The following is a 22,587-nucleotide window of genomic DNA, read 5'->3' on the forward strand; positions in this document are numbered from 1 at the left end:
GTCGCCGAGTCGGTGCCGTTTCCCGGCTTGACCCTATCAGCCGTTTTCGACGCGAGTGTTGATGTCTGCGTACGCTACAGCAATAAGCGCTCGGAGCGCTGAAGCGTCGGTAGCAGCGCCAGGCCGCAGCTTCACGTGACGCATCCGCTTGCCTTCGCCTTCGAGCAGGCGGGCAGGGTCGGCCAGCCCTGCACCCTGGAAAAACCCCACATTCATGTCATGTGCGCCGTGAACACATACAGGTACGCGAACGGCACATCGCCCAGGCAGGCGACCGGACAGCCATCATGCAAGGCCTCGCGAACTTCATCGCCGCACCGGCGCATCCGCTCAAACCACTCGCGTGTCATCTGACCCAATTCGCCCGGACGCGCGTCCAACCATGCATCGACCGCTGGATCGCGTTCGACCGTACCGACGAATCGCAGCAACTCCGATTGCATGGCGGCTCCTGGATCGTGCGAGTAATCCTAGGCGCCGCACCTGCCCGCAGGATCCTTCTAGACTGTCGAGTAGAACTCATCGCGCATGAAAGCTCAGGACACGGAGAGATATGGAAATCAAGAGAGTCGGATCGCAGCCATCGGGCAAAGGTCCGTCTGACTGGTTCACGGGGACAGTGCGCATCGACCCGCTGTTTACGGCCCCCGAGCCGGCGCTCGTTGCCGGTGCAAGCGTGACGTTTGAGCCAGGTGCGCGCACCGCGTGGCACACCCATCCACTGGGCCAGACGCTGATCGTGACCGCAGGCTGCGGCTGGGCGCAGCGCGAGGGCGGCCCGGTCGAGGAGATCCGTCCCGGTGACGTTGTCTGCTTCTCACCGAACGAGAAGCACTGGCACGGCGCCGCTCCGACCACGGCCATGACCCACATCGCGATCCAGGAGAAGAAGGACGGCAAGGTCGTGGAATGGATGGAGCACGTCACCGACGAGCAGTACCGGCGCTAGCTAAAGGTCGAACTTATCTGCTCTTCGCGCCGAGCAAAATGGGATCCGTTTCAACCAGCGTCAGGGACCGGACCATGTCGGCAGTAGTCGCCTTGTATCGCCGGAAGTGAGGCGTCACAAGGTGACTCTGGTAGGCCGCCGAACTTGCGTACATCTCAAACAACCGAATCTGTGTTGGGTGATCCTTGACGGCGACTGCATACAGGGTCAGCACGCCGGGTTCAATACGAATCGACGCCTCGATCTCCTCTCGGAGCGCAGCCTTGTACTTCTCCAACTGGGCAGGATCGATCTCGAGTTGCGCCAACCGCACCACGCGGTCGTCCTCCGTGGCAGCGGAAACGCTCGCGGCCGACCAGAGAAGACAGCCCGCGAACGCGGCTGTGCCGATAAGCAAGAGCTTCATCTTGGTCATGCTGAGCCCCCGAAGAGACTCTACACCGCCCGATCTGGCGTGCAGTGCCGTGCGCGCGCCTCTCAACACTAGTTGAACTGCCGCATCAGGCTTGTTGCGCCAGGAGCGCGCGCGTTTCCGCCACGATGCGAGCATCGAATCCAGGGTCGCGCACGAGCGCAGATGGAAGCATGGGACGGCCCTCGTCGTCGTAGTACATGCCTGTTTCTAGCAACTCGTTCAGCAACACCGTTGTGATCACGCGCGCGGCCTGTTTGGGCGTGCTCCAGTACTTCATCACGGGCGCAAGCAAGGTGAGGACATACTTCCCCAGCAGACGTAGAACAACGTTGCTGTCGCGGCCAAGAGCTGTAGCGGGACTGAAACCGGGCTCGACTGCATTGATGTAGAGGCGCGGCGTCTCGCGGGCGAACTCGAGCGCTGCCGCAAGGATGCACTGCTTCGAGGTGGCATACGCATCGAAGCCCCGCATCTTCGCACCACCCGGAGTCCACTCTCCGCGCGCACTTGCCTCAGCGGAGATGTAACGACCGCCGCGGAACCCTGCAGCCTTGGCGGGTTTGCGTTCGGGGTCCTCCACCCCAGAGGCGATGAACACGATGTTGGCGCCATCTGAAAGGTGAGGCATCAGGGCCTCGGTGAGCACGAAGGGCCCGAGATGGTTTGTGGCATAACTCATGTCCCAGCCCTGCGCGCTCCTTGTCGGGCGCGACTGCATTACGCCGGCATTGTTGACGAGCCCTGCAAGCGGCAGCCGAAGATCGACGATCTCTGCTGCTGCGCTTCGCACGCTCGCCATGTCTGACAGGTCGCAGACGACAGAGAGGGCTCGCCCGTCCCTCTGCTCGATCGACTTCTGGACGTCTGTGAGCTTGTTCAGATCGCGTCCTACCAAGACGACGGTGCCGTGCCTGGCCACCTCGAAGGCGGTGGCGCGACCGATACCGGATGTAGGCCCGGTGATGATGTAGGCCCTGCTGTCCAGGGAGCGCTTGTCGGAACTATGTTGCGTTGTCATCTGGAGAACTCCTTTAGTGTCTGACCAGTCAGTCATGTATGAAGCGAAAAGATCAGCCCAACATGCGCCACACGGCATCGAAGCCAATCTTGCAGTGCTTCTTCGCATTCGCCGGGTCCTGAGCAATGAAATCCATCGTCGTTTCGGCGAGTGAGTTCGCGAGCGAAAGGACGAAGCCCATCGGCGCCTTTCGCATGGATCCTGTCGAACGAACCCGCTCCAGCAAAGCCGCGGCGCCGGCCATAGCCTTGCTGGCTGCCGCATGAGTTGCGGGCGTGATCTCATCGGAGACACTCAACTGGGCCAGGGCACGTCGCTTTTCGGGAAAGCGAATGGCCCAGTCCATCCAGTTTTTCCAAACCTGGAAGAACTGCTCACGCAGTTCGTCAGTCTCACGCACACCCTTCAGCGATGCCGTTGCCATCTCGACCTTGAGTTGAAGATAGAGAGCGTTGAAGAGCTCTGACTTGGTCTCGAAGTACGTGAACAGCGAGCCGTTTGCCACGCCCGCCTCTTTGGCGATGCCTGCGGTTGGCGCGCTTAATCCCTGGGTCACGATAATGCGCGTTGCGGCTCCGAGGATCGCGATTCGCTTGTCGTCGCTTCTCGGCCGGGGCATAGTCAAACCCTATTCGTACGCGTCCAGACAGTCAACTACATACGGCGCGAGTTGCCCCGCCCTTCTCCCCTGCTACGCTGACTGGGTGAACTTCGCCGACTTCCTGGGCAATGCTGCGGTCGTCCGCCGCCTGCGCGAGACGCTGGCTGCGGGTCGTCTGCCCTCGGCCATGATCTTCGCGGGGCCGCGCGGCTCCGGCAAGTACACGCTAGCCCTGCTCCTCGCCCAGGCGGCAAACTGCCTCACCCCAGTCACCACGGACGGATTGCCCGATGCCTGCGGCGTTTGCGCCAACTGTCAGCGAATCGCCCAATCCTTCGATCTGGACGCACGGTTTGCGGAGGCCGTCGCCGCGCGTGAGGAGATGCGCGATGCCGACAAGAAGGACACCCGCGTCCTGATCCAGACGCACCCGGACCTGCTGATCATCCCGCCCGATCCGCCACAGTTACTGATCAAGCTGGGCCAGGTGCGCTCCGTGATCGGGCGCATCTATCGGCGCCCGTCGCAGGCCGCGCGCGCCTTCTACATCTTCACCGCAGCCTCGTTCATGAAGGAAGCGGCCAACTCGCTGCTCAAGGTGCTTGAGGAGCCGCCACCGCACGCGACTCTGATCCTGCTGGCAGAGAACCCGAGCGAACTGCTTCCCACTATCCGTTCACGTGCCGCGGTCACCCGGCTTGGCGCCCTGCCCACGGGTGAGATCGATGCCTTGCTCGCCGCGCGCCGTCCGGACCTGAAGGCTGCGCAGCGCACCTTGGTTGGCCGGCTGGCGGAAGGTGCCGTGGGCCGCGCGCTCGGCTTCGACCTGCCCGCGTATCTAGCCAGTCGCGAGGACGCGCTCACGCTGCTGCGCACTGCACTTGCCGACCCCGACTGGAGCACCCTTTTTCGCATGACGGAGGGCTACCGCGCTGGAGCAGAGGGCGCGGAGAAGACCAGCGTGCTGCTGCACACGCTGAGCCTGCTGCTCGAAGACCTGCTGCTCCTCCAGGCCGGCACGCCGGTGCTGATCCGCAACACCGATCTGGTCGGCGAGCTCGGTCGCATGGCCCCGGCCGCGACGGTGCCCTGGATCGAAGCAGCCTCCCGCGGTCTCGATCAGGTCGAGTCGGGCATGCGCCGCAACCTGCTCCGCTCGCTGTCGCTTGATGCCTTCGCCACCGCGTTGGCCCAGCGCTGACGCTCCCGCACTGGCTCCGGGCACATCGATTGTTCAGTCGTTCACAGCCGTACTCCGCTGCATGAAAAATTCATGCAGGGTTGCCGGCAGAACCTGCGCTATGATCAGCAGGCCCTCCGACCCAATCGTCTCTGCTGCACACCTTTCCTGAACGCGCTTCGGCCGGAATCCGCATCTACATCTGTTAACAATCAGGCACGCTATGGCGAAGACATCGGCAGTCTCCTCTCACGACGAGGACGAGGCAGCGCAGGGCACTCGGATTCCCTCGCTTCCTCCCTCAGGCCCACGAAAGCTGGTTCGTCCCAGCCTCACTGCCGGCATGACCACTCGCCGAACCTTCGCGCGGAGCAATGCTCCGCTGCTCAGTCATCAGCAGCTTTCCGCGCCCTCCCTGAACGGGCACGGGTCCCCTTCGCATGCGGAGACCTTCTACCTCCAGAAGCAGGTGCAGTCGCAGACCGCGATGGTATTTGTGCTGGAAGGCGGCGATCGCGTCGAAGGCTCGATCGAGTGGTACGACGCCGACGTAATCAAGGTCCGCCACGGTCACACCCGCACCCTGATCTATAAGTCGGCGATCAAATACCTGCACAAGGCCGGCGAAACCGGCTCCTAAAGCTACCCCGGGGCCACGCCACTGACGGCTAACTCGCCCGCGCGGCCTTCTCCAGCCGATCGCGAAGGGCGCGGCCGATGCCCCGTTCCGGCGGCAACGGGCACACGATGTGCGTGGCCTGCTGCGCATCCAGCCAGCGCAGCCCGGCAAACAGCCGCTGGGCCAGCGAGTCCAGATCACCCCAGTGCCCCCAGCCGAAGACGGCATCCGCAGATTGCGCATCGGTCCTGAACTCCTCGGGCGCCATCACGCCGATGCGCGTGCCTTCCCCGCCCTCGCGTACTTTGGCGACCGCGCGGAACAGGCGAAAGCCGATCGCGGCCTCTTCGTCTCCATCCGCATCTGTGTCCACCAGCACCATGCGCGCGCGCGGCGCGTAGTGGCGCATCCCCACACCCGGCGAAGGCAGACTCTGCGGATCACCGCTCGGAGTGTGGCCGTTCTCGCGATAGATCTCGACCGGCCCGACAACGCCACGCAGCGCTTCAAGCGCCACCGCGCCCGGACGATACAGCACGACGGGTGAGCGGCTGGCATCGACCACCGTTGACTCGAGCCCATGTCGCGCCGCTCCGCCATCGACGACCGCGTCAATGCGGCCATCCAGGTCTTCGAGCACATGCGCCGCCGTGGTCGGACTTGGGCGGCCGAAGAGATTGGCGCTCGGCGCCGCAATCGGCATCGCAGCCGCTGCGATCAGTGCAAGCGCGACTGGATGCGCCGGCACCCGCACGCCCACAAGGTCGCGTCCTGCCGTGACTGCATCGGGAACATCCGGCCCGCGTGGCAGCAGCAGGGTCAGCGGTCCTGGCCAGAAGGCCTGCATCAGCGCTCGCGCCGGATCGCTGACCTCGCGCACCAGCCGGCCCAGCGGCATGCGATCGCCCACGTGCACGATCAGCGGATCCCACGCGGGACGCTGCTTGGCCGCGAAGATGCGCTCCACGGCCCCGGGATCGAACGCGTGCGCGCCAAGTCCGTAGACCGTCTCCGTGGGAAAGGCGACCGTGCCGCCGGCTCGCCAGATCGCCGCGACCCGCTCAAGAATCGCGGCGGATGCCGCCCGGTTTTCGAGGTCCTGAACACTCAGCGACAGTCGCTCTGTCTCTGCCATTCCATCCATTATGGAGGGTCCGCCTGCGTTGTACACTCGCCAGATGCAGTCGATTGAGATCGAAGTAAAGTTCCGCGTACGCGATCTGCGGGGCGTCGAAAGCGCTCTTCCGCAGCTCGGCTTCCACTGCGAGACCCCCCGCACCTTCGAACAGAACACCCTCTTCGACACACCCGACCACAGCCTGCGCGCCAAGCGCGAGATTCTGCGCCTGCGCCGCTACGGTGACAAATGGGTGCTGACCCACAAGCAGACCACACCCAACGATTCACCCGAGGCGAAGCACAAAGAGCGGATCGAGACCGAGACCAGGGTCGAAGACGGCGAGGCAGTCGCAGCCATCTTCCGCACCCTCGGCTATGCCGAGTCGTTCGTTTACGAGAAATACCGGAGCGAATGGACGGACGGCACGGGACACTGCGTGGTCGACGAGACACCGATCGGTGAGTATGCCGAGCTCGAAGGTCCGCGTGAGTGGATCGATCGCACGCTCGAGGCACTGCGCGTGGACCCTGCCGACGTCACCATCCTGAGCTACGGACGGCTGTTCGAGCAGTGGCAGCAGCAGACCGGCAGCCCCGCGCAGAACATGGCGTTCGCCGAGATCACGCCCGCACTGGTTCGCTAAGACCAGTCCGCTAGTGCAGGGTGAGCCGGAAGAGGTTCCGGTGCATGGTCGTCTTCATGTAGGCGTAACTAGTTGGTGCGCCCGCAGCGAAGAGGAAGCCGCGCGGAACCGACGTCGCGCCCCGGATCTCACTCGCCTCCGCGTTCGCCACGATGCCGCCCGGTGGCAACGCCGGGAGAGTGTCGCCGACGCCAATCGGAATCGCAAGGCTGCGGCCCGGCTTGTCGTCTGTGGCCTGTTCTGTCTGAATGAAGAGATACCGTCCATCCGCCGACCAGATCGGAAGACAATACGACGCACACAGGCGAACCGGCGGGCCCCCATCGAGCGGGATCGCTGCGGGCGCGGGTTGATTGCTCGATGGCAGATTCGGCACACCCGCAATCAGCCACCGACCACCGGGTGACACGCCGTTGAACTCCACCACGTGATACGGCACCGCCCGGATCGGGGCTGATAGAGAATCCTTCACGCGCCCGATGTAATCAGAGCTGCCTTCGGCAAACATGGCGTAGATCGCGCCATCGCGGCCAAACTGCGGGGACAACGCACCCCGTGCGCGCCATCTCACGGGCACGGAGGACCGGTTCGCCGGCGCGGTCCAGAGCTCACTGATCCCGTCCGCACCCTGCGTCGTGTAGGCGACCCTGTCGCCATCCGGGGCAATGTCGTATCCCAGGATCGCAATGCCCGGAAGCACTGCTTCGCTACTGCCGGTAGCTGGCGAGTACCGCCACAGCTCTGCTCCTGAACCCGCCGTCCTGCGGCGCAGCAGGAAGTAGAGCGCTGAACCATCCCGCACAAACCGCGGAGGCGGGGTATCCAGCACCTCGCCCTCCGATGAGATCGGCCGGTCACTCGCTGAATCGTGTAGCCACAGAGTGCGCTCGTTCGTGCCCAGCGAGGTAATGATTGAGTCGCCAGACTGGTCGACGGCTAGCCCGTCTTCCTCCGTCGGCCCAAACGTTATCTGCTGCGGCGCGCCGTGCGGAAAACGCTGACGCCAGAGGTGACTCTCTTCCCGCACCACGCTGTCGAAGTACATCCACGAGCCGTCGCGCGACCAGCCCGCTGCAATGCAAGGGCCACTCGGACCGACCTGCCGGGTCGGCGCGCTGCCGTCCAGCGGCACTAGCCGGCAGGGACCCCAGTCGCCGCTGCCCGCCATCTCCACCGCCAGCGCCCACTTGCGATCGGGCGAGGCGTGCGCATCGTGCACCATGCCACGTTCATGCTCGGGGAAATACAGGTCTCGCTGCGCACCTTCTGTGAGCGTGCCGGTGACCAATCCCAGGTGGATGCCGCTACGCGCCTTTGAGAACAGCAGCCTGTCATTGTCCAGCCAACTCAGCCCGGCGGCGTCGTGCAGAAAAAGCTGCGGATTGCCGCCGAAGAGAGATACCGCATAGGTCGAAAACTCCACCCCTTCGAGAACTGTATAGACCACCTGCGATCCGTCCGGCGAGAACCGCAGCCCGTACTTCGGGCGGCGATCCGCCGTCAGCAGCCGTGGCTCTCCACCTGGCAGCGCCTGGACATAAATGGGGTCCTCCGACAGGAACCCGTGAGAGCCGCGAAGAAACGCGACCATATGCCCGTCAGGAGACACTGCCGGTGTGACCGCCGAATCCGTGAGGTCAGTGAGTTGCATGTAGTCGATCTCTGGCCGGCGAACACGCGCGTGGTACACAGCGCTTCCCATTGCGACCGCAAGCGCGACCACAGTTGCCATCGCAAGCCATCGCCAGACGCGCAAGTGTTGCGGCGTTTTCGGCGCGTCGCCTGCTGGGCCGCTCGATGATTCGGGCGTAGCCTCGACTGCTGAAAGAACGGAGGCAGATTCAGACGCGCCGAATGCACTGTTGTGGGCTCGAGCGCCGTTCGTCGCAGCCGTGACGCTGACGGCAGCCAGAAAGCGATAGCCCTTACCCGTCACTGTCTGGATGTAGCGGGGATCGTCGCTGTCATCGCGCAGCGCATAGCGCGCCTTGCGAATGGCTGTATTGATGCCGTGTTCGACGTCGACGAACACTTCCGCGCCCCAGAGTCGCTCCGCGATCTCGGTGCGGCTGACCAGCTCTCCATTGCGTTCGACCAGCAGCAGCAGCAGTTCGAGCGGCTTGCGTTCGAGCCGCAGCGGGTATCCCGCGCGACTCAGCGTGGAGCCGTCGCGCTCCAGCCGGAACTCACCGAACTCGAATGCCTGCTGCGTCACGGACCCCATGGCCCTCTCCCCCGCAGGAGCTGCCGGAGTGTTTCGCCTTGACCGATGCAAGTCCATGACAGCAAAAGCTCTCCGGCTTCACCTGAACTTCACCACGAAGTCACCCGCGCGCCATTGTCCTCCTGCGGCGAAAGGGCGCTACTTACGGTCAGCCGGTGCGAACCGGCCCAAGGGGGATCCTATGAATCGCATCTACCAACGCCTGCTGCCGAGTTTCGGCATGCTGATCTTGCTGCTCAGTACCTCGTTTGCCGCCCGCGCAAGCTGCGGCCTCGCCGGTGGGCGAGCGCACCCAGTCTCCATGACTCTGCCGCACGGGACGCCAGGATCTCTGCTGGCGATCAGCGATGCGGACGATGCTACTCCATCGATTGTGGGGATGTGGCATGTCAAATTCATCGCCGAACGCAATGCCGAAGGACCACCGGACGGCACACTGATCGACAACGCACTCGTCGTCTGGCACAGCGATCACACAGAGATCATGAACTCGGCCCGGCCGCCGCAGGATGGCGACTTCTGCCTGGGCGTCTGGGAAGAGGTCGGCACGCGCACCTACAAGCTGAACCACTTCGCATGGCTGGCCAATGACACCGCCAACGCTCCCGGCGGGATCGGGAAACCCTCCGGACCGACCCGCATCCGGCAGACCGTCACGCTAAGCCCGGACGGTCACACCTTTCGGGGCACCTTCAGCCTGGACGCCTACGACACCTCCGGCAATAACGTCACGCACATCGGGGGTGATGTGATCGCCACGCGCGTGACCCTGGGCACCGGGACCGGGGACCTGCTGAAGTAGCTCGGCCGAGGCATGGAAAACAAAAAGGACGGGCCTCGGCCCGTCCTTTTACTCTTGTGAATGATCGCTGGGACTAGTCGCCGTCTGTCCCGGCGAAGTCCTTACCGTGACACTTTTTGAACTTCTGCCCGGAGCCGCAAGGGCAGGGATCGTTGCGCCCCACCTTCTCGCCTGTCCGCCGTTGATCGACAGCCTCCGGCTCGCCATGCCCGTTGCTCGCCGCGTGCGCATGCTCGAGTTCGCGCTTCTTGCGCCGCTCGAACTCGCGCTCGATCTCATCGATCGTGGTGCGAGTCTCGCCCACTGGCATGGGCTTCCAGGTCTGCCGTGGCGGCGAACTCGGCACCGGCTGCTGCGCCGGGGCGTGCCCATTGCCATTCGTCGGTGCGGGGCGCGCTGGCGCCTGGCGCTGCTGGATCGGGCCGCGTGTCGGCGCCCCTGCCCCTTGCGCCGCTGGTGCCGCGAGTTGTGGCTCTGGCGCGGCCGCCAGCGGCTCTGCTGCTGACTGCAGCGGGCGCGTGATCGGCTGGCCATCCGGCCCGACGATCTGCATCAGGAACAGGTAGCGGACCGTGTCCTCCTGGAAGCGCGTCATCATCGCCTCGAACATGTCGAACGATTCCTTCTTGTAGGCCACCAGCGGGTCCTGCTGCCCATACCCGCGCAGCCCGATCCCTTCCTTCAGGTGGTCCATGTTCAGAAGGTGGTCCTTCCACAGCCCGTCGAGCACGCTGAGCATGATCATGCGCTCGTGGTAGCGCATGCCCTGCCCGCCGATGATCTGCTCCTTCAGCTCGTAGGAGCTCTTGAGCTTGTCAAACAGTGCGTCGCCCAGTTCATGCCGGTTCAGCTTGTCGAACGCGATCTCCTCCGCGTCGGCGTTGAAGCCGAAGTGCTCGACCAGCTTCTGCTTGATCCCGGCGACATCCCACTGATCCGGGTGCATGGACTCGGGCGCATGCTGATCGAGGATTGTGCTCAGGATGCCCGCGACGTAGTCCTCTAAAATGAGATCTTTCTGCTCCAGACCTTCAAGCAGCTGTTTACGTAAGCCGTAGACCGCCTCACGCTGCTTGTTCATCACATCGTCGTACTCGAGCAGGTGCTTGCGGGCTTCGAAGTTCTGCGACTCAACGGCCTTCTGCGCGCCTTCGATGCGTCGGCTGATCATGCCGCTCTCGATCGGCACACCTTCTTCCATGCCCATGCGCTGCAGCAGTGGCCCAACCCATTCCCGCGCGAAGATGCGCATCAGGTCGTCTTCAAGCGACAGGTAGAAGCGCGATGCGCCGGGATCGCCCTGGCGGCCGGCGCGGCCACGCAGCTGGTTGTCAATACGCCGCGACTCGTGCCGCTCGGTGCCGATGATGTGCAGGCCGCCCGAGGCCAGGACTGCCTCGTGCTCCCTCTTCGTGTTCGCCTGGTGCACCTGGAAGGCGCGGTCCCACGTGTCTTGGGCAGTCTCAAACTCCTGCCCCGAGTAGTAGAAGCGAATCATGCCCGGACCAGCCGTGGGGGAAATAGCGCCCTCTGCCGCGCTTACCGAGCGAGCCTGCCCGCGTTTGACGAGGTCCTGCTTGGTGACGAACTCCGGGTTGCCGCCGAGCAGGATGTCCGTACCGCGGCCGGCCATGTTGGTCGCGATCGTCACCATACCGAGCCGCCCCGCCTGCGCCACGATCTCTGCTTCGCGCTCGTGGTACTTCGCGTTCAGCACGACGTGCTTGATGCCCTTGCGCTGCAGGATTTGCGACAGCAGCTCGCTCTTCTCGATCGACGTGGTGCCGACCAGCACTGGCTGCTTGTTCTCATTCAGCTTCAGGATCTCGTCCGACACGGCGAAGTACTTCTCGCGCGAGGTGCGGTAGACGACGTCCTGGAACTCCTTGCGCAGCATCGGGCGATTGGTCGGGATGACCACGATGTCGAGCTTGTAGGTCTTGTCGAACTCGGCTGCTTCCGTCTCCGCCGTACCGGTCATGCCGGCCAGCTTCTTGTACATGCGGAAGTAGTTCTGGAACGTGATCGTCGCGAGCGTCTGGTCCTCGCGGCGGATGTTCACGCCTTCCTTAGCCTCGACCGCCTGGTGCAATCCGTCCGACCAGCGGCGGCCCGGCATCGGACGGCCGGTGAAGGTGTCGATGATGATGACTTCGCCATCCTTGACCACGTACTCGACGTCGTTGCGATAGAGATTGTGCGCCTTGATCGCGGTCTCGACGTGGTGCTTGAAGTCCCAGTTCTCCGGGTCGGCGATGTTGCCGATGCCGAGCAGGCCTTCGATCTTCTCCCAGCCCTCGTCGGTGACGCTGATGGTCTTGTGCTTTTCATCGACGACGTAGTCGCCGGTCAGGATCTTGTCTTCGCCCTTCTCGATCTCTTCACCGCGCTCGAGCGACGGAATGATGCGATTCACGCGCGCGTACTTGTCGGTCGTCTGATCCGTCGGGCCGCTGATGATGAGCGGGGTGCGCGCTTCGTCGATCAGGATCGAGTCGACCTCGTCTACGATGCCGAAGTAGTGACCACGCTGCACGCAGTCGCTCAGTTCGAACTTCATGTTGTCGCGCAGGTAGTCGAAGCCGAACTCGTTATTCGTGCCGTAGGTGATGTCCGCGGCATAGGCATCGCGGCGCTGCGCGTCGTCGAGGTCATGGACGATCACGCCGACCTTCAGGCCGAGGAATTCGTAGATCTTGCCCATCCACTCGGCATCGCGCTTGGCGAGATAGTCGTTCACTGTGACGACGTGCACGCCCTTGCCGGCAATCGCATTCAGGTACACGGGCAGCGTGGCGACCAGCGTCTTGCCTTCGCCCGTCTTCATCTCGGCGATCTTGCCGGAGTGCAGCACCATGCCGCCGATCAACTGCACATCGAAGTGGCGCATGCCGACGGCGCGCTTGCCCGCCTCGCGCACGACTGCGAAGGCCTCGGGCAGCAGCTCATTCAGGGCCTCCTGCTCGGCGGTTTTGCGCGCTTCCTTGTTCTCGTCGGTGTCGGGGATGTCCTTCAACCGCTCGGCGAAGCGGGTGCGGAATTCATTGGTCTTCTCGCGCAGCTCCGCATCGGAGAGCCCCTGCAGCTTCGGCTCCCATTCGCCGATCGCGGCCACAGTGGGCATCATGCGCTTGACGGCACGCTCGTTGCTGGTGCCGAAGATCTTCGTCAATGCACTGCTGATCAAAGAGTTCCTCTGGGGCCAAGCGATATCCGGCCCGAAACACCATTTTACGCGATCAGGAGGGCACGGAACGCGACCGCTGCGTCACAGACGCGCCCCGACCGAGGTGCAATCCGTCCGCTGCCACGCTACTTCGCCCGCGGATGCGTCCGATCGTAGACCTCCGCGACCTGCCGCACCGTGAGCTGGGTGTAGCGCTGCGTGGTGGACAGCCGCTCATGCCCAAGCAGCTCCTGGATCGCGCGGAGGTCCGCCCCCTCCTCCAGCATATGGGTGCCGAAGGCGTGGCGCAGCGTGTGCGGGTGGGTCTCCGGCGCCATGCCGTGCTGGATCGCGATGCGTTTCACAATTCGACCGACAGAGCGGGTCGTCAGCCGACCGCTCGCCTTCACCCGGGCGCTGATCAGCAATGCGTTCACCGACTTGCGGGCAGCCTTCAGGCGCTCCTCACGCTCCGGCAGGTAGGTGCGGATGGCCGCGGCAGCCGCATCCCCGAACGGCACCAGCCGCTCCTTCGCACCCTTGCCACGCACCAGCAGCGTCCCCGCAGCCCAGCGAATGTGCTTCAGGTCCAGCCCGACCAGCTCTGCATTCCGGATGCCGCAGCCGTATAGCAGCTCGAAGATGACGCGATCGCGTGCCGGCCAGCCCGCCTCTTCTTCGTTGGGACCAGCATCGAGCGCGCGGTTGAGCTGCTCGATCGTCGGTACGCGCGGCAGATGCTTTGGCAGCTTGGGCGTCGACACCAGGGCGGCAGGATTCTGCTCAACATGCCCCATCCGCGCCAGCCACTTGTACCAGGAGCGGATCGCGGCCAACGCTCGCGCGGCAGAGGCCTTCGATAGCCCGCGGCTATAGAGCTCTGCCAGGTAACCGCGGATGTGCAGGTGCTCGACACGTGTGATGTCGCAGTGCTTGCCAAACTGCTGCTCGAGGTACGCGGTGAACTGTGCCAGCTCGCGTTGGTAGGCGCGGATCGTGTGCGCCGAGGCCCCTCGCTCACTTTCGAGCATGGCAAGGTACTGCTCACGCAGCGCGTTAAGGCCCGTGCTCACGCGCCGCCCCGCTGCTTGGCACGCGGATGATGCGCGCGATGCACGGCCTTCAGCCGATCGAGCGCGAGATGCGTGTACACCTGCGTGGTCCCGATATCGGCGTGGCCCAGCAACGTCTGCACGGTGCGGAGGTCCGCACCGTGGCCCACCATGTGGGTGGCGCAGCTATGGCGCAGCATATGCGGGCTGGCCGTCCCACCGGACCTGGTCTTCACCAGCTCCCAGATCCAGCCGCGGGTCAACGTCCTTCCCTGTTGCGACAGAAATAAGCCACCGCCCGTGTTTCCTTTCGCCAGCAGAGGCCGTCCACGCTCCACGTACTCGGCAAGCGCCTCGACTGCGGCACGCCCCACCGGAACGACGCGCTCCTTGTCGCCCTTGCCGCGCAGCCGCACCTGCCCAAAGTCCAGCTCCAGGTCCTGCGGCCGCAGGGCGGTCAACTCCGAGACGCGCAGCCCGCCTGCGTAGAGCAGCTCGAGGATCGCGCGATCGCGCAGCGCCACGGCATCCCCCGCTACGCCTGTCGCAGTCACGGTTGCAGTCTCAAGCATCTCGCTCACTTCGCTCTCGGCCAGCGCTTTGGGCAGTACCTTCCATGCCTTGGGCGACTCGACATTTACGGTCGGGTCGTGACGGATGCGCTTCTCGAGCAACAGCCATTTGTAGAAGCCGCGCAGGCAGGAGAGCTTGCGTGCGACCGTGCGCGGCTCGATCTGGTGCAGCCGTAGGTGTTCGACAAAGCCCGACACCTCGCGCTGCTGCGCCGTTTCGAGCACGGCGTGGGTGCCTTCGAGGTACTCGGCGAACGTGGTCAGATCGCGGCCATACGCCTCGCACGTGAGTGGACGCAGCCCCTTCTCAACCCGCAGGTAAAGCAGGTAATCGCGCAACAGTGCCGCGTTGGAGCCCGCCGCCACACCCTGATTATCTGTTCTGTGTGTGTACAAGGTGCGCTGGGTCGACGCCGCGAACCTACTTCGTTATGGCGGGTATGTGTCGGCCCGCACAGGTGCTGATGACACAGGGCCGGCCCTGCTCCCTATTCCTGCGCACCTGCACCCTGCTGTTAAATCTTCTGTCGCCGCCAGCGTCCCTGCCGGAACAGCACGATGCTCGCAGCGACCATGAACACCTCTGCAATCACGACGGAGGCGAACACGCCGTTCTCGCGCAGCGGCGTCTTGTGCGCCAGCCACCAGGATAGCGGCAGCTCGAGGATCCAGAAGCCGACCAGGTTGACCAGTGTCGGGGTCAGCGTGTCGCCCGCGCCGTTGAAGGCCTGCAGCAGCACCATGCCGTAAGCCCACAGGATGTTGCCGCTCGAGAAGATGCGTAGTGAGTCGGCAGCCACATGCGCGACGGCCGGGTCGCTCGTGAACAGGTGCACAATCTGCGGCGCGAAGATGAAGAAGACCACCCCCATCGAGCCAAGGAAGATCATGTTGTACAGCCCGGTGCGCCACACCGAGGCAGCCGCGCGATCTGGCCTTCCCGCGCCCAGGTTCTGCCCGACCAGCGTAGCCGCGGCATTGCTCAGCCCCCACGACGGCAGCAGGATAAAGATGATGATGCGAATGCCGACCGTGTAGCCGGCGAGCGCGCTCGCGCCGAAGACGCTGACGATGCGCACCAGCACCAGCCAGCTCGCCTGGCCGATCATGAACTGCAGGATGCCGCTTGCGGCGACGCGGATCAGCTTCACCATGACGCCGAGGTTCAGCCGCATCTGCCGCATGCCGATGCGCAACCTCTCTGTGCCCCGGGCAAGCCGATAAAACTGATACAGCACGCCGATGCTGCGTCCGGTCAGCGTCGCTGCCGCCGCACCGGTGACACCCAGCTTCGGAAAGGGGCCCCAGCCGAAGATCAGGCAGGGATCGAGCGCCAGGTTGATGATGTTCGCCACCCAGAGCAGCCGCATCGCGATTGCGGCGTCGCCAGCCCCGCGGAAGATGGCGTTGTTCAGGAACAGCAGCAGCAGCACACCGCCACCGCCGAGCGCGATACGTGTGTAGCCCGCGCCAGTGGCGACGATCTCCGGCGTACCGCCGGCCAGCCGCAGCAGTTGGGGCGCGTAGTGGATGCACGGCACCGCGATCATTACAGATACCGCGAGCGAGAGCAGGATGCCCTGCATCGCCGCCACGGCTGCGCCTTCGGAGTCCCTCTCGCCGATGCGCCGTGCCACCATCGCTGCCGTCGAGAGGCCCAGCCCGAGGCCGACCGCGATGATCAGCGTCAGCATCGACTCGGTCAGCCCGACGGTTGCTATCGCATTCGGGCCGAGCCGCCCTACCCAGAAGATGTCCACCACCGCGAACAGCGACTCGAGCACCATCTCGAGCACCATCGGGATCGCAAGCAGCAGGATCGCGCGGTTCAGGTTGCCCTTGGTGTAGTCGCGATGCGAGCCACGCAGCGCCTCGAGTATGGAGGGCCAGAGGCCGGGCTCGCGCGACTCGGCGCGCTCGTCACTCGAGAGGGTCGGTTGCACGGAGCGCACCTTTCACTGAGGCGTTTGTGCAGCGACACGCCTGCCCTGCCCGGAAGGCGACTAGCGACCGCCGGAGGGGTCTGAGGAGTCTGCTGCGTCGAGGTCTACGAACCCATACTGCCCGTGATACACACCCGGCGCATAGCACTGATTGTCGGCGTCATAATTTTTCGGACAACCGCCGGTAAATTGCGCGCGCCGCGGCGACAGCGCGTACTGCCACATGATGGCGTTGGGTAGCCCGAGCTCGGGCGAGGGACGCGGCGGCTTCGGCAGCACGGTGCACCCGGGGGACGGCGGGCACTCATCGCGTGCCACCCACAGCGGAATCTTCCATGACCCCGCCTGGCGCAACAGGTCCTGCGCCGTGTTCACGGTAGCGCCGTTGCCATCGTCCACAGGAATGCCCGAGCAGTAGACGCCTGCGCGCCATCCCGCGCGGCGCATGCCATCCACGAAGCCGAGAATGTAGTTGAGCTGCTCCGGCAACAGGCGCCCGCCCTCCTCCTGGTCGAGAAAGACCAGCGTGCCTTTGGGGAAGCCTTCCTTCACCGCCGAAGCGATCGCTGCCGCAGCATCGGCGCGACCCAGCGATGCGGCATCCTTGCCCTTTAGATCCTTGTCGACCTTGCCGTTCCAGAGCACCGCGAAGCCGAAGCCGCGGTCGCGCAACAGCGCTCGCTTCCCTGTCCAGGAGTTGGCGGTCTCGCCCGGGGGCGCGTTCAGCCAGTAGCCGGTGAAGGCAAAGGTGCGGTGCAGCGCTCCGAGCAGCGAGTCGCCGGGGTAGTCATTGCGATCCATGCCCGTAAAAGTCAGTCGGGTGGGTGGGGCGGAGGCTGACGCGTCCTGCGCCCGGGCCACGCCGCTCGACAGCACACATGCACTTAGCAGGACCGCTGCTCTCAAAAGGGCGGGGCTTGTCTTCATCTATGTTCGCGTCGCTCCGTCCATGGGGCATCCGGCAATTTCGACCGGGTAGCGCCCGCGGGGTCGTTGCTGGTACAGCTTTACCACGGCTCGGTATCATGGCCGGAGGAGAACGCTTGACCCCGACTCTTCCTGCACACCTCTCGGCCCGCGACTTCCATCAGGCCGTGCTCGCCGCATCTCCCCGCGTGGCCGTCTTCGACTGCGACGGTACGTTGTGGAGCGGCGATGCCGGCTTCGGCTTCATGCAGTGGTCCATCTCGACGGGCCTGGTTTCGCGCAATGCCGCCGACTGGATGGACTCGCGCTACCGCCTCTACCGCACGGGCGAGATCTCGGAGCTCGCCATCTGTGGCGAGATGGTGCAGCTCTACACCGGGCTTGAAGAGTCCGAAATGCGTGAAGCAGCCGCGGTCTACGTGCGCGATCATGTGCGCGCGAATGTCTTCGCCGAGATGACGGCGCTGATCGCCGACCTGCAGGCGCGCGACTGCGAGATCTGGGCTGTCAGTTCCACGAACAACTGGGTGATCGAGGAGGGTGTGCGTCCCTTCGGCATCTCGGCCGACCGCATTCTCTGCGCAAGGGTTGCCGTGGTCGATGGCCTCACCACCAGCCGCCTGCTCGACGTACCGACCGATGAGGGCAAGGCGCTGTCTCTCCAGCGTGTCGATCGCGGGCAGCCCGATGTGGTCTTCGGCAACTCGATTCACGATGCCGCCATGCTTGCGCTGGCGCGCGCTCCGTTCGCCGTGAACCCCACACCCGGCTTGATCGACATCGCCGGCGAGCGCGGCTGGCCTGTCTTTATTCCTGCTGCGATCACAGCCCGCAAGACCAACGACGCAGCCCAGGGATGACTGCCTCTCCCGGGCTGCGCATCGTCTCGCTTCAGCCCAGTGTCAGCATCATCCTGGACCACCTGGGCGCCCTGGACACGCTGGTGGGCTGCACCAAATACTGCGTCGAGGCGGTACCCGCACTCGCCGGGCGACCCATCACGGTCGTCAAGGACTCCTGGTCCTGCACCACGGACGAGATCCTCAGCGCACGACCGAATCTCGTCGTCGCCTGCGTTCCCTACCGCATGGAGTCACTCGCCGCGCTGCTCAAGGCGGGCTGCCCCGTGGTCACGCTCGCGCCCCGCACGCTCGCGGACATCGTGGGTGACATCCGTTTGCTCGGCTCCATCGTTCTTCGAACACTGGAGGCAGAGGCGCTCGTGCAATCGATGGATCAGCAGATCGAAGCCGTGCGGGCTGCCATCGCGGACCGTCCGCGCCCGACGGTCTACTGCGAGGAGTGGGGCAAGCCACTCATCCATTCGCAGCCGTGGGTGGCGGAGCTGGTGGAGGCGGCTGGCGGCCGCTTTCTCGGCACGCCCGCGGCCCAGACGACTCCCGAGGCCGTGGCTGCGGCCGACCCTGACGCCATGATCTTCTGCTGGTGCGGCGCCGGCGATCGCGTGCCGCTCGACCGCGTCATCGAACGGCGCGGCTGGCGGGACCTGAAGGCAGCCCGCTCGGCGCGCGTCTTTTGCATTGCGGATGAGTGGCTAAACAGCCCCGCGCCCAGCATTCTGCGTGGCTTACGAGCCATCGCACTCGCCCTCCACCCCGACCGTTTCGGCACAAGTTTCACGCCGGGCGAACAACCGCGCGGCCTGTCCATATAGTCCCGAGGCAGCATTTCACCATCTAGACACTTCAGGTGACAGACCACCCCAACCCGGATGTCACGCCCATGCCCGTAGACCGATCTCCGGGCGAGAGCCGTCGCCAGGGAGCAGGAGCCGTCGACGCGGCAGGCGAGGCGCGCCCCGAACGTACGGTGCGGCTGGTTGTCGCCGCCCTCATCCTCCGTGGCCAGGAGGTGCTCATCTGTCAGCGCCGTCCGGACCAGCCGCTCGGATCCAAGTGGGAGTTCCCCGGCGGCAAGATGGAGCCGGGCGAGAGTGCAGAGCAGGCACTGCGCCGCGAGCTACAGGAAGAGCTCGGCATCGAAGCCACCATCAGCACGCGCATCGCGCATATCCGCCACAACTATCGCAGCGGCGGCGCCGTCGATCTGCAATTCTTCGTCGTGAATGAGTACGCAGGCGAGATCAAGAACATCATCTTCCAGGATGTTCGCTGGTGCCCCCTGCGCAACCTGCCGCAGTACGACTTCCTGACCGCCGACCGCACGCTGGTGCGCGACCTCGCTGCGGGCAAGCTGCTCTAGCTGCCGCCCCTCAGCAACTGCACCATATAGGCGACGGACAGCACCACAATGATGCCAGCGGTCAGCCACGCCACCCCGTTCATCCAGCGCGGGTTCACATACTTGCCCATCAGGTCCTTGCGGTTGATCAGGAGCAGCATCATGATCAGGATCACGGGCAACAGCACGCCGCTCAGCACCTGCGTCTCTTCGACGACTTTCATCGGCTGGATGTGCGGCAGCAGCACCACGCCCGCGCCGCCCGCGATCAATAGTGTGTACAGCCAGTAGAACGCCGGGGCCTGCTTGAACGTTTGATCGACCCCCGACTCGAGCCCCAGCCCTTCGCAGATGGTGTACGCGGTCGAAAGCGGCAGGATGGACGCCGCGAAGAACGACGCATTGAACAGCCCTACAGCGAAGAGCAGGTATGCGTACTCACCGGCCAGGGGTTTCATCGCTTCGGCAGCTTCCGACGGCACATTGATAGCGCCCACGCCATGCACAAAGAGCGTCGCCGCGCACGCGACAACGATGAACCACGCGACCACATCGGTGAAGATCGATCCGATGATCACATCGAGGCGCGACGCGGAATAATCCTTCACCGCGATGCCCTTCTCAACTACGGAAGCCTGCAGGTAGAACTGCATCCATGGCGCGATCGTCGTGCCGATCACCGCGATCGTCATCGACACGTAGCCCGGGGTGCGCCAGACATTCTCGTGGGGCAGTTTGACGGTGGCCATCATCGCCTCGCGCCAGCTCGGGCCCGAGAGCACACCCGTGATGATGTACGCGATGTAGAAGACGCTCGCCGCCAGGAAGACCTTCTCGACGCTTTTGTAGTCGCCCTTAACCGCGAGCAGCCACACCAGGACGGCGCACACCGGCACCGAGATGTAGCGGCTGACGTGAAACAGTTCGAGCGAGCCAGAGATGCCGATGAACTCCGTCACCACGAGGCCGAAGTTCACGATCAGCAGCAGCACCATCGTGATGAATGTGGCGCGTAAGCCGAACTCTTCGCGGATGAGGTCACTCAGGCCCTTGCCCGTGACCACGCCCATGCGCGCGCACATCTCCTGCACGATCACCAGCGCCACCGTGATCGGCAGCATGGTCCACAGCAGTGAGTAGCCGAACTGCGCGCCGGCCTGCGAGTAGGTCAGGATGCCGCCGGCATCATTGTCTACATTGGCAGTGATGAAGCCCGGCCCGAGCACAGCAAGGAACAGCAGAACCCGGGTTTGCCAACGCTTCCACATGCGCTCGTTGTCGTTTCCTGGGGCTGCGAAGCTTCAAGACGAGGAGCGCAGGAAACGGCGCATGCGCACAGCCCACTGCCGACCATACCAGAACAGCTCAGGATGGCAATCGAGGCGGCCTGGGTGAGTTTAGCCCCGACCGCGGAGGAACGAGATCACATCATCGGCCTCGATGATGCCGACCAACCGGTCGCCACTGTTCACCACGGGTAGCGTGCGCAGGTTGTACTTGTCGAACAGCTCTGCCACCTGATTTTCCTTCGCATCCACGCGGCAACTGATCACCTGCGCCTCGCTCAGCACGGATAACCGCGTCTCAGGCCGTGCCAGCATCAGGCGCAGCAGCGGTACTGTGCCCTTGAATACCTCATGCGAGTCGGTGAGGTAGACCTCGCTCACGTTGTCGGGATCGCCTTCGAACTGTCGCAGCGCCTCGATTGCCTCGCTAACGCTCGCCTCGGCCCCCACCGCGACGAAATCGGTGGTCATGTAGCCGGCCGCCGAGTCCTCACGGAACTCGAGCAGCTCCTCGACCTCCTGCCGCTCTTCCGGCTCCATGCTGTCGAGAATTGCGTCTGAGTGCGCCTCTGGCAGATCGGCCAGCAGATCGGCAGCGGCGTCGGGATCCATCTCCTCGACGATGTCTGCCGCACCCTCGGAGTCGAGTGACGAGATCAGCGCACGCTGCAGCCTGGGATCGACCTCCTCGAGCGCTTCGGCCGCGACGTTTTCATCGAGGCTATGGAAGACGGCCTCGCGCTCTGCCGGCGCAAGATCTTCAAGGATGTCGGCGATGTCGGCCGGGTGCATCGCCGCGAGCTTCTCGTGCTCGATCTTGAGTCGCACTCGACGCGCGGGGTCGACCTCGATCACATCGACGAACTCCCAGGGAATGACACGCGCCGGCAGTCGCCGCGAGACCGCGGCCACACGCGCCGAAGGCAGCAGGCCCTTCAGCAGTCGCCGTGTCGCTCCACGTAGCCCGACCTCCACCTGCGTCACGCGCAGCGGCGTCGCCCCGGCCAGCGGCGCCTGCCAGCAGAGGTCCACATCATTCACGCGGACGACCTTGCGTCCGTGCACATCAATGATTTGCCGATCGAGCAGATCCTGCCGCAGCAGCAGCACGTTCTCCTGCCGTTCGGCGGAGAGCGGCTGCGCGTCGGCCGACATAGTCAACCCACCAGCCGGCGTGGGCCGCAGCCCATCAATCAGGATGTATTCGCGGCCGCGCGTTCCTTTGAGAACGAGCGCCAGCACGCGGCCGGCTTCCTGCCCTGTGCCGACGGCCACATCGGCGACGCGCCCGCGCATCTGTCCGGTCGCATCGACGACCGGCGTTCCCTCAAGCAGTGTGAGACTGCTCTCTTCTGTGCAGGCCACGTGCATGCGAGCCCGAGTCTATCAGTCGCCGTCGCAACGAACGAGGAGGCGGCGACGAGCTCTTAATGTAGTGAGGTCGGCGGTTCGTGAATGTGGTGGATCACGATGGTGTCGTCTTTGAACTCCACGCGGTCGTAGTCGCGACCCTTCGACGCCACGTAGCAGCCGCACTCGGTGTTCGCATGGTGCGCCAGGCTGATGCCGTCCTCGGTGCCCTTCAGTTCGCGATCCGCCCGGGCCAGCTTCATCTGCGCATCGCTCGCCGCCTTGGTCGTAGCGTCGGACTTCTGCGCGTCCTGAGCTTTCTGCGCAGCATCTGCCTTGGCCTGCGCGTCCGCGACTTCGGACTTGGCCTCGGCTAATTGCTTCTGTTCGTCGGGGGTGAGCTTTTCTGTCCGCACCTCGGGAGGCGGCGGAGTGCTGGGCGGGGGCGCCAGTTGCGGCATGCCGGAGAGCAGGAGAAACAGCAGCATCGACATAGGCTCATCCTATCTCGGGCTTGA

At 64.5% G+C, this 22,587-nt stretch carries 23 protein-coding genes; 8 read left to right on the forward strand and 15 right to left on the reverse strand.

Annotated elements, in window-relative coordinates; all coding sequences use genetic code 11:
* Positions 1-36: 36 nt before the first annotated feature.
* Positions 37-216 carry a hypothetical protein gene (locus tag AC5IJH_RS03755; RefSeq protein ID WP_491901456.1) on the reverse strand — a complete coding sequence of 60 codons (180 nt, stop codon included), beginning with the start codon at positions 214-216 and terminating at the stop codon, positions 37-39.
* Positions 213-443, reverse strand: coding sequence for a hypothetical protein (locus tag AC5IJH_RS03760; protein WP_491901457.1), 231 nt, complete (start codon positions 441-443; stop codon positions 213-215). Before AC5IJH_RS03760 ends, AC5IJH_RS03755 begins: the two co-directional genes overlap by 4 nt.
* A gap of 110 nt (positions 444-553) precedes the next feature.
* Between AC5IJH_RS03760 and AC5IJH_RS03765 the strand changes: the two genes are divergently transcribed.
* A complete protein-coding gene (locus AC5IJH_RS03765) occupies positions 554-949 on the forward strand; it encodes a (R)-mandelonitrile lyase (RefSeq protein WP_491901458.1) in 396 nt (131 codons plus the stop codon).
* Positions 950-962: 13 nt separating this feature from the next.
* Here AC5IJH_RS03765 and AC5IJH_RS03770 read toward each other — a convergent pair whose 3' ends face one another.
* The 3 genes from AC5IJH_RS03770 to AC5IJH_RS03780 form a co-directional block, all read right to left on the reverse strand.
* Positions 963-1,355 carry a putative quinol monooxygenase gene (locus AC5IJH_RS03770; RefSeq protein ID WP_491901459.1) on the reverse strand — a complete coding sequence of 131 codons (393 nt, stop codon included), beginning with the start codon at positions 1,353-1,355 and terminating at the stop codon, positions 963-965.
* Between the two features lie 94 nt (positions 1,356-1,449).
* Positions 1,450-2,382 carry an SDR family NAD(P)-dependent oxidoreductase gene (locus AC5IJH_RS03775; protein ID WP_491901460.1) on the reverse strand — a complete coding sequence of 311 codons (933 nt, stop codon included), beginning with the start codon at positions 2,380-2,382 and terminating at the stop codon, positions 1,450-1,452.
* Positions 2,383-2,434: 52 nt separating this feature from the next.
* Complete coding sequence (locus tag AC5IJH_RS03780; protein WP_491901461.1) at positions 2,435-3,001, reverse strand: TetR/AcrR family transcriptional regulator; 567 nt, start codon at positions 2,999-3,001, stop codon at positions 2,435-2,437.
* An 85-nt stretch (positions 3,002-3,086) separates the two neighbouring features.
* Between AC5IJH_RS03780 and AC5IJH_RS03785 the strand changes: the two genes are divergently transcribed.
* Together AC5IJH_RS03785 and AC5IJH_RS03790 are read left to right on the forward strand one after the other, a co-directional pair.
* Positions 3,087-4,184 (forward strand): DNA polymerase III delta subunit-related protein, encoded by a 1,098-nt coding sequence (locus tag AC5IJH_RS03785; protein WP_491901462.1) that lies wholly within the window; start codon positions 3,087-3,089, stop codon positions 4,182-4,184.
* A 322-nt stretch (positions 4,185-4,506) separates the two neighbouring features.
* Positions 4,507-4,803, forward strand: coding sequence for an Hfq-like protein (locus tag AC5IJH_RS03790; protein WP_491901463.1), 297 nt, complete (start codon positions 4,507-4,509; stop codon positions 4,801-4,803).
* Positions 4,804-4,831: 28 nt separating this feature from the next.
* On the opposite strand, the gene AC5IJH_RS03795 is transcribed toward AC5IJH_RS03790, so the two are convergent.
* A complete protein-coding gene (locus AC5IJH_RS03795) occupies positions 4,832-5,917 on the reverse strand; it encodes an L-threonylcarbamoyladenylate synthase (RefSeq protein ID WP_491901464.1) in 1,086 nt (361 codons plus the stop codon).
* Between the two features lie 43 nt (positions 5,918-5,960).
* On the opposite strand from AC5IJH_RS03795, the gene AC5IJH_RS03800 reads away from it, so the two are divergent.
* Positions 5,961-6,545: a class IV adenylate cyclase gene (locus AC5IJH_RS03800; RefSeq protein ID WP_491901465.1), complete on the forward strand. Its 585-nt coding sequence runs from the start codon at positions 5,961-5,963 to the stop codon at positions 6,543-6,545.
* Positions 6,546-6,555: 10 nt separating this feature from the next.
* On the opposite strand, the gene AC5IJH_RS03805 is transcribed toward AC5IJH_RS03800, so the two are convergent.
* Entirely contained in the window at positions 6,556-8,769 is a 2,214-nt protein-coding gene (locus tag AC5IJH_RS03805) for a winged helix-turn-helix domain-containing protein (RefSeq protein ID WP_491901466.1), read from the reverse strand.
* A gap of 181 nt (positions 8,770-8,950) precedes the next feature.
* Here AC5IJH_RS03805 and AC5IJH_RS03810 point away from each other — a divergent pair, with 181 nt between their 5' ends.
* Entirely contained in the window at positions 8,951-9,571 is a 621-nt protein-coding gene (locus AC5IJH_RS03810) for a hypothetical protein (protein ID WP_491901467.1), read from the forward strand.
* Between the two features lie 73 nt (positions 9,572-9,644).
* On the opposite strand, the gene secA is transcribed toward AC5IJH_RS03810, so the two are convergent.
* The 5 genes from secA to AC5IJH_RS03835 form a co-directional block, all read right to left on the reverse strand.
* A complete protein-coding gene (gene secA, locus AC5IJH_RS03815) occupies positions 9,645-12,758 on the reverse strand; it encodes a preprotein translocase subunit SecA (protein WP_491901468.1) in 3,114 nt (1,037 codons plus the stop codon).
* Between the two features lie 125 nt (positions 12,759-12,883).
* A complete protein-coding gene (locus AC5IJH_RS03820) occupies positions 12,884-13,810 on the reverse strand; it encodes a tyrosine recombinase XerC (RefSeq protein WP_491901469.1) in 927 nt (308 codons plus the stop codon).
* Positions 13,807-14,727 (reverse strand): tyrosine recombinase, encoded by a 921-nt coding sequence (locus AC5IJH_RS03825; RefSeq protein WP_491901470.1) that lies wholly within the window; start codon positions 14,725-14,727, stop codon positions 13,807-13,809. Before AC5IJH_RS03825 ends, AC5IJH_RS03820 begins: the two co-directional genes overlap by 4 nt.
* 149 nt (positions 14,728-14,876) lie before the next feature.
* Positions 14,877-16,304 carry an MATE family efflux transporter gene (locus AC5IJH_RS03830; protein WP_491901471.1) on the reverse strand — a complete coding sequence of 476 codons (1,428 nt, stop codon included), beginning with the start codon at positions 16,302-16,304 and terminating at the stop codon, positions 14,877-14,879.
* 60 nt (positions 16,305-16,364) lie between these two features.
* Positions 16,365-17,105: a glycoside hydrolase domain-containing protein gene (locus AC5IJH_RS03835; RefSeq protein ID WP_491901472.1), complete on the reverse strand. Its 741-nt coding sequence runs from the start codon at positions 17,103-17,105 to the stop codon at positions 16,365-16,367.
* A gap of 242 nt (positions 17,106-17,347) precedes the next feature.
* Here AC5IJH_RS03835 and AC5IJH_RS03840 point away from each other — a divergent pair, with 242 nt between their 5' ends.
* From AC5IJH_RS03840 to AC5IJH_RS03850, 3 genes are read left to right on the forward strand one after another with little or no spacing between them, the layout of a single operon-like run.
* The gene (locus AC5IJH_RS03840; RefSeq protein ID WP_491901473.1) at positions 17,348-18,091 is read left to right on the forward strand and encodes an HAD family hydrolase; all 744 of its coding nucleotides are present in this window, start codon (positions 17,348-17,350) and stop codon (positions 18,089-18,091) included.
* Positions 18,088-18,906 (forward strand): ABC transporter substrate-binding protein, encoded by an 819-nt coding sequence (locus AC5IJH_RS03845; RefSeq protein ID WP_491901474.1) that lies wholly within the window; start codon positions 18,088-18,090, stop codon positions 18,904-18,906. The genes AC5IJH_RS03840 and AC5IJH_RS03845 overlap by 4 nt, the downstream gene beginning before the upstream one ends.
* A 35-nt stretch (positions 18,907-18,941) precedes the next feature.
* On the forward strand, positions 18,942-19,454 hold the full coding sequence (locus AC5IJH_RS03850) for a (deoxy)nucleoside triphosphate pyrophosphohydrolase (RefSeq protein WP_491901475.1): 513 nt from the start codon (positions 18,942-18,944) through the stop codon (positions 19,452-19,454).
* Here AC5IJH_RS03850 and AC5IJH_RS03855 read toward each other — a convergent pair.
* The 3 genes from AC5IJH_RS03855 to AC5IJH_RS03865 form a co-directional block, all read right to left on the reverse strand.
* The gene (locus AC5IJH_RS03855; RefSeq protein WP_491901476.1) at positions 19,451-20,701 is read right to left on the reverse strand and encodes an NRAMP family divalent metal transporter; all 1,251 of its coding nucleotides are present in this window, start codon (positions 20,699-20,701) and stop codon (positions 19,451-19,453) included. The two genes, AC5IJH_RS03850 and AC5IJH_RS03855, sit on opposite strands and share 4 nt — an antisense overlap.
* Before the next feature lie 129 nt (positions 20,702-20,830).
* Complete coding sequence (locus tag AC5IJH_RS03860; protein WP_491901477.1) at positions 20,831-22,090, reverse strand: magnesium transporter MgtE N-terminal domain-containing protein; 1,260 nt, start codon at positions 22,088-22,090, stop codon at positions 20,831-20,833.
* A gap of 56 nt (positions 22,091-22,146) precedes the next feature.
* Positions 22,147-22,557 carry a hypothetical protein gene (locus tag AC5IJH_RS03865; RefSeq protein WP_491901478.1) on the reverse strand — a complete coding sequence of 137 codons (411 nt, stop codon included), beginning with the start codon at positions 22,555-22,557 and terminating at the stop codon, positions 22,147-22,149.
* Positions 22,558-22,587 lie beyond the last annotated feature (30 nt).

The organism is Candidatus Dedyshia acidiphila, assembly GCF_051025295.1.
GTDB lineage: Bacteria > Acidobacteriota > Terriglobia > Terriglobales > Acidobacteriaceae > KBS-83.